General features: G+C 72.2%; 8 protein-coding genes. 4 read left to right on the top strand and 4 right to left on the bottom strand.

Annotation, left to right across the window (positions count from 1 at the left end; all coding sequences use genetic code 11):
* Nucleotides 1–214: 214 nt before the first annotated feature.
* The 4 genes from FM125_RS08345 to FM125_RS08330 form a co-directional block, all read right to left on the bottom strand.
* A complete protein-coding gene (locus tag FM125_RS08345) occupies nt 215–856 on the bottom strand; it encodes an energy-coupling factor transporter transmembrane component T (protein ID WP_087134284.1) in 642 nt (213 codons plus the stop codon).
* Nucleotides 853–1,662 (bottom strand): energy-coupling factor ABC transporter ATP-binding protein, encoded by an 810-nt coding sequence (locus FM125_RS08340; RefSeq protein WP_245829916.1) that lies wholly within the window; start codon nt 1,660–1,662, stop codon nt 853–855. Before FM125_RS08340 ends, FM125_RS08345 begins: the two co-directional genes overlap by 4 nt.
* 14 nt (nt 1,663–1,676) lie before the next feature.
* A complete protein-coding gene (locus FM125_RS08335; protein WP_087134283.1) occupies nt 1,677–2,324 on the bottom strand; it encodes a biotin transporter BioY in 648 nt (215 codons plus the stop codon).
* 174 nt (nt 2,325–2,498) lie between these two features.
* Nucleotides 2,499–3,317, bottom strand: coding sequence for an alpha/beta hydrolase family protein (locus FM125_RS08330; protein ID WP_087134282.1), 819 nt, complete (start codon nt 3,315–3,317; stop codon nt 2,499–2,501).
* A gap of 57 nt (nt 3,318–3,374) precedes the next feature.
* Here FM125_RS08330 and FM125_RS08325 point away from each other — a divergent pair, with 57 nt between their 5' ends.
* The 4 genes from FM125_RS08325 to FM125_RS12295 all read left to right on the top strand — a co-directional run bounded on the left by FM125_RS08325 (nt 3,375) and on the right by FM125_RS12295 (nt 6,474).
* A complete protein-coding gene (locus tag FM125_RS08325; protein ID WP_087134287.1) occupies nt 3,375–4,130 on the top strand; it encodes a class I SAM-dependent methyltransferase in 756 nt (251 codons plus the stop codon).
* Nucleotides 4,131–4,498: 368 nt separating this feature from the next.
* On the top strand, nt 4,499–4,921 hold the full coding sequence (locus FM125_RS08320; RefSeq protein WP_087134281.1) for a hypothetical protein: 423 nt from the start codon (nt 4,499–4,501) through the stop codon (nt 4,919–4,921).
* Between the two features lie 3 nt (nt 4,922–4,924).
* On the top strand, nt 4,925–5,983 hold the full coding sequence (locus tag FM125_RS12300; RefSeq protein ID WP_245829914.1) for a hypothetical protein: 1,059 nt from the start codon (nt 4,925–4,927) through the stop codon (nt 5,981–5,983).
* Nucleotides 5,980–6,474 (top strand): GNAT family N-acetyltransferase, encoded by a 495-nt coding sequence (locus FM125_RS12295; protein ID WP_245829912.1) that lies wholly within the window; start codon nt 5,980–5,982, stop codon nt 6,472–6,474. Before FM125_RS12300 ends, FM125_RS12295 begins: the two co-directional genes overlap by 4 nt.
* Nucleotides 6,475–6,666: the final 192 nt, after the last annotated feature.

The following is a 6,666-nucleotide window of genomic DNA, read 5'->3' as shown; positions in this document are numbered from 1 at the left end:
GGAGGTTCTTTTCATCGTCAACGTCTATCTGTCACCAACGTCATGGCCGAGTACACCTAGCCGGGTCCGGCCCCCGGAAGGCGCGTAGCCTACGGGGCATCCGATCATCCATCTCTCCGGATCTTCACCACTCGATCCGATTCTCATCACCCCTCGCATGATGACTTTCGTATCGAGTGATGAAAAACGGCGAGGCTCCGGCGGCCGCCCCGTTTCACTCCACCCCGCGGGCGGCGAGGGCGTCGCCGACGTCGTCGGCGTGCCTGAGCGAGAGCACCAGCAGCGGCAGGATCCACGCCCACGGCGCCATCGTCACCCCGCGGGAGGCCTGCGCCTGCCGCACCTGCGTGGCCAGCTGCGTCAGGTGCCCCACAGCACTGAGCACCAGTCCCATGGCCAGCCCGACCCGCTCCGGCCGCACCCCACGCGCCGCCAGCCACGGACCGACACGGGGGATCCGCAGCACCGGACCCAGCAGCCCCTCAGCCACGGCCACCATGGCGGCCACCGGCGTGGTGCGGGTCAGCAGCTGCGCGCACAGCACGATCCCCATCACGCGCCCGACCGCCACCAGCGCCTCGCCCCACGGCATCAGCCACACCTGAAACGCCAGCAGCACCGCATAGAACAGCCACATCCCACGCAGGTCCGTGCCCTGCAGCCGTACACCGCGGCCGGGGCCGAACGCGACGAGGAACCCCACCGCCACCGCCGCGAGCAGCACCAGGACGGGGATGGCCAACACCTGCAGCGGCGTGAGCATCAGCGCCAGGGACAGCACCGCCAGCGCGAGCAGCTTCAACTCGGCCGGGCAGCGGTGCAGCCACGAGTCGCCGGGAACGTAGAGGGAGATCATCGCGGCTGCCCCGCAGCCTCCCCCGCGAACTCCTGATCAAGAAACCGCTCGTACTCCCCCACCACCTGTGCGGCGGGCCCGTGGGCACGAAGACGCCCGTCGTGGATCCAGACGGCCTCGTCGCAGTCGCGGGCCAGCTCCAGATCGTGCGTCACCAGCAGCAGCTGGAACCGGCCGCGCCCGGCCCCGCCGAGGAGCCTGTCCGCCACGATCCGCCGGTGCCGTCCGTCCAGCAACGAGGTCGGCTCGTCCGCGATCACCACCTGCGGCCGGCCCACCATCACCGAGCACATCGCCAGCCGCTGTGCCTGCCCGGAGGACAGGGACAGGCACGGCCGGTCCGCCAGCTCGGTGAGCCGGTGCTCGGCCAGCGCCGCCTCGACCCGCCCGGCGACCTCGTCCTTGGCGAGCTTCCGCCCGGCATCGTCCCGCAGCGCCTTGACGGTCAGCTCCACGTCCTCCCGGACGGTCGGCATGATCGACTGCGCGGCCGGGTTGGCGAACACCATCCCCAGGATCCGCCGCAGCGCCTTCACGTCCTGCTCGGCGTCCACCCCGTGCACCGTCACCGTCCCGGACGCGGCCGGCACCAGCGCGGCGATCGCCCGCGCCAGCGTCGACTTGCCGGACCCGTTCTCCCCGATCACCGCCGTGCGCGCCGCGGACAGCGTCACCGTCACGTCCTCCAGCAGGACCGCGTCCTGCCCGGCCCCGGGGGCCGTCACCGTCAGGTGGTCCACGACGACGGCGCGGTCGCCTCCGGAGGGTGGGGCGCCGTCGTCGGGAAGGAGGGGGTGAGGGGTCACGGAGGTGAGCGTACTCAACGCAGTGCGCGCGGGTAGGCCTTCGCGAGGCCCACGACGAGGAGGGTGGCGAGGGCGGCCTTGAGGGCGTCGCCGGGGAGGAAGGCGACGTTGCCGAGGGCGGCGGCGTCCAGCGGGACACCGGTGATCAGGGAGACGCCGGGGATGCCGAACGCGTAGATCACCACGATGCCGCCGAGCACGGAGGCGACCGCCGCGGCGAGGGCGAGGCGGCCGGTGCGGTCGGTGCGGCCGCGGAGAGCGCGGAACACCAGGCCGACCACGAAGGCGCCGAAGACCCAGCCGATCAGGTAGCCGACCGTCGGGCCGGCGAAGACGCCGAGGCCGCCCTTGCCGCCGGCGAGCAGCGGCAGGCCCATCGCGACGAGGGCGTGCAGCAGCAGCACCGACGCCGCACCGGCCCACGGGCCGAGGACCAGGCCGGCCAGCATGACGCCGAGGGTCTGCAGGGTGATGGGGACGGCGATGCCCGGCACCGGGATGCCCGGCATGACGCCGAGCACCGCGATCAGCGCCGTCATGACCGCGATGCGGGCCAGCTGGGGGCCGGCGGAACGGGACGTCGGGGACGTCGGGGACGCGGGGCGCTGGGTGCGCGGAGCGTCGGTGGGAGCCGGGGACGTGACGGTCGAGGCCATGGGCATCTCCTGGGGAAGACTCGAGTGATGAACAGTGTTCAGTGAACACCGTTCAGGGAGTGTACATCAGGTGTGCGGGGCGGGTGGCTCTCGCCGAACCAGAGACTTCGGCCGGTTCCGGCGGGCGTGAAGCAGCCGATCCTTCTGGCTCGACGGGGTGGTGCGGGCCCCGAGTCCGGCCTAGCCGAGCCGCTCCACCATCCGGTCCAGGATCTGCTCCCACTGCGACTCGTCCGGGACGTGACCCATGCCCTCGAACTCCATGAGCTCGGCGTCCGCCACGGCCTCAGCCATCCGCCGGCCGTGGCCCGGCGGCGTCATGGTGTCCTCCGTCCCGAGGGCGATCAGCATCGGATGCCCCAGCCGCTCCGCATGCGTGATGGGTGAGCAGCCGACCCACTGGTGCTCCCGCAGGGTGGCGTCGAAGTAGCGGCGCACCCCGCCGTACGCGGTGCCCCGGTAGAAGTCCCGCAGGTCGCAGGGCGCGCTCACGGAGACGAAGCCGAGCAGGCTCCCCGGCTCCTGCGCGGCGGAGGCCAGCGCACCCATGACGCCTCCCATCGAGAAGCCGAGCAGCACCACGCCGGACACCCCCGCACGGCCGCGCACCCAGTCCAGGACCCGGCCGACGTCCTTCGGCGCGCTGATGCCGTAGTCGTCCCTGCCGGTGGAGCCGGGCCAGCCGCGCAGGGACAGGCTCACCGCGTGCAGGCCGTGCTCCCGCACCTGCCGGGCCACCGGCGCCATCACGGAGGCGTCCTCGCCCCACCCGTGGAGCAGCAGGACCGCCGGCGCCTCCCCCTCGCACCACCAGGCGTAGCCGCCGAGCCGCACGTCCTCCAACTCGAGGAGGAACCTCTCGGCGTCGGGCAGGTCCGGAAGGCCGCCGGCCGCAGCGTCCGCGGATGTCTCAGCAGGCGCCTCCGCCGCCACGTCCGCACCCGCACCCGCACCCGCACCCACGTTCGCTGCCTTCGTCCTGCTTGTCTCGCCGCTCATGCCGCCATGCTCTCGGCCGCACCGCACCACGGCAAGCCCGCCCGCTACCCTGCACCCATGCCCCACTCCCCCGGCGACACCAACCGCCGCGCCTATGACGACCCGGCCGTCGCCGCCGGCTACGACGCCCAGAACCCGGACGGGCCCGACCACGACTTCTTCCGCCGACTCGCCGAGGAGACCGGGGCCAGGCGGATCGTGGACCTCGGCTGCGGCACGGGGCTCCTCACGGTGACGCTCGCAGGGAGTGGACGGGCCGTCGTCGGGATCGATCCGGCCGAGGCGATGCTCGCGGTCGCCCGGGCACGTCCCGGCGCTGACGCGGTCCGCTGGCTGCGCGGCACCGCCGAGCTGATCGAGCCGGCCTCCGCGGACCTGGCGATCATGAGCGGCAACGTGGCCATGCACCTCATCGGCGACGACTGGCACCGCGCCCTCCGCCGCATCGCCGCCGGCCTCGCCCCCGGCGGCCGCCTCGCCTTCGAGACCCGCAACCCGGCCCTCCGCGCGTGGGAGGGCTGGAACGCCGAGCCCACCGAGACCACGACGACGGCCGCCCACCTCCTCGAATCAGAGGTCACCTCCGCCCCGGATCGCCAGGGTGTGGTGGTGCACCGGTGGCGGCAGGAGGACCTGGACACCGGGGCGGTGCACGAGGGCGAGGAGCACCTGCAGTTCCGGTCCGCCGCGCAGGTGCGGGCCGACCTGGAGGTCGCCGGGCTGACGGTGGAGCGGATCTCCGGCGGCTGGCAGCGGCAGGAGTTCGACGAGTCACGCGATGCGTTGATGGTCGTGGAGGCCGTGCGTGTCTGAGCCCCGCCCCCATGCACCGACGCACCCCGCGCCCCCCACGCCGAACCAGAGACTTCGGCTGCTTCCGGCGACCGCGAAGTGACCGATCCTTCTAGTTCGACGGCGCGGTGCCGTGCCCGGCGCGCGGAGGGAAACGCGAAAAGTCATCACTCACGCGGATTCTCATCACCAGAGGAGTCATGACTTTCCGTTCGAGTGATGAGGAATCGCGGCGCGATGTCCCCTGCGAGCGGCGAGGACGAGTCCGGCCGGTTCCGCGGAGAGGCGGCACGTCTGGCGAGGGGCGTCGAAAGTCGCAGGTCTGCCGGTGACGACGCGCGACGAATGGCGGTGCTGCGCGGCTCCAGGGATTTCTAGACTCGGTGTCCATGGAGACCATCGACGCCACCGCGAAGGCTGATGCGGCCGAGGCCGATCCGGCAGAGGCCAAGCCTGAGCCCGCCCCGGCGAAGAAGGCCTCCGAGCCGGAGCGCACCGGCCTGCAGTCATGGGCCTACGCCGCGGCAGCCGTCGCCTACCTGATCGCTCCCCTCCTCCTCGGCACCGCCCTGCCCGCCGCGACCGCCACCACGGCCCTGCTGATCCTGCTGCCCTTCGCCGCCCTGCTGCTCGGCCTGGCCGACGGCCTCGCCTTCCGCACGACCTGGGCGTTCCCGATCCTCACCGCGATCCTCTGCTTCATCGGCCTGCGTATCTACACGAATGACGGCACCTGGATCTACGCGCTCGGCGTCCTCGCCCTGACCCGCGTCGGCACCGCCCTCGGCGGCCGCCGCCGGACCAAGGGCTGAACCGTGGAGGTCTGGACCCTCGACCACCCCGAGCACGGACTCCTCGAGCTGCGCCAGGGCTTCGACGCCGAGTTCCTCGCCGAGGACCCGGACTGGCCGCGCCCGACGTCCGCCGGGCAGGACGCCCGGTCCCAGGACTCCCAGCCGGACGCGTCCGGCCAGGACGCACCCAGACAGTCCGCAGCCCCCTCCCACGGTGAGGGCACGCTCGAGGCGGGCCGCCACGACGAGGCGAGCGCGCCGTCGTCGGGAAGCGGGACACGGAAGATCCACGGCGAGCGCGCACCTCTGGACGCCTCCTACGCCCGGCGCGTGCGGGCGCGGATGAAGAACCCGCCGCTGCGGCTGCAGGTGCGGATCGACGGCGAGGTCACCGGCCGCTACCCGCGCACCGGCGTGGACGAGATTCGACTGAAGAATCCGCGCACGGACGAGGACGGATGGTCGGAGTTCGGATCCAGCGCCGGATCGAGCGCTCGGAGACTGAAGATCCAATCGAGCATGCTGGGCGACATCCTCTCCGTGCAGCTGCGCGAGGACTCCTCCGTGGTCGAGTTCGACCCGCCCGCCGGCTCGCGCGGCGCGAAGCGGCAGGCCGCCATGGAGGCCAGCAGCGTGAAACGGATCCTGTACCCGCTGATGGGCGGACTCGGGAAGGCCGGCCTGGCGATCGTCTTCCTCGTGGTGTTCCCGCTGCTGGCGCGGCTGCTGCCGGACATCGAGCTGGACCTGCCCGAGTTCCGCATGCCCCAGATCCACCTGCCCGTGCCGGTGTTCCCGCAGATCCACCTGCCGGTGCCGCACCTTCCCGAGTGGAACATCGAGCTCCCGCCGCTGCCCGGCTGGCTGATGACGATCCTCGAGTACGACCAGGTGTGGAAGCCGATCCTGATCGGCCTGGTGATCGGCGTGATCGCGGTCAGGAACCACCGAAAGTCCCAGCGACAGAAGGCCGAGTGGGCGGCGAAGAAGCAGGCGCCGGCCGAGCGACCGCAGCCGAAGGAACACCGCGAGAAAGGGGTGGAGGAGGAGTTGTCCACGCCCGTAGGCTCGGCCCCGTGACCACCCCGATCAGCCTCCGCCCCCTCCGCGTGGACGACGCCGACGAGATGGCCCACGTCCTCGCCGACCCAGGGCTCTACACCTTCACCGGCGGCGAACCGCCCACGGCGGAGGCCCTCGCCGAACAGTACGGCTTCCAGGCGCGCGGCTGGTCCCCGGACCGCTCGGAACGCTGGATCAACGACCTCATCGTCCTCGACTCCACCGGCAAGGCGGTCGGCTATGTCCAGGCCACGGTCCCCCAGGACGGCGGGCCCGCGGAGGTCGCCTGGGTGGTCGGCGCCCCCTGGCAGGGCCGTGGCTTCGCGACGACGGCTACTCGCCTCCTCCTGGCACGCCTCGCCGGCCTGGGCGTGCGAGGGGTGATCGCGCACATCCATCCGGACCACGCCGCGTCGAACGCCGTGGCGCGACGCTGCGGGATGCGGCCGACCGACCAGGTCGTGGACGGCGAGGTGCGCTGGGAGGGTCCGGTTGCAGGCGGCGGCTGAGCGCGGCCGGTGGTGGGTCGCCACCCGGCGGAGCGCAGCCCTGCACTGTCCTTGCCGTCGGTGCGCTTCGTTCCGATTCGGAGCATGCGAGAGGTGCTCCGAATCGGAACGAGGGCTCAATGGCGGAGGCTCCGGAACGCTCGATCCGATCGGGAGCATGCCAGACGTGCTCCGGATCGGAACGAAGGCTGC

Source organism: Micrococcus lylae, assembly GCF_900163825.1.
GTDB lineage: Bacteria > Actinomycetota > Actinomycetes > Actinomycetales > Micrococcaceae > Micrococcus > Micrococcus lylae.
The sequence above is the reverse complement of the archived record's forward strand: the minus strand, read 5'-3'. Positions and strand labels throughout refer to the sequence as shown.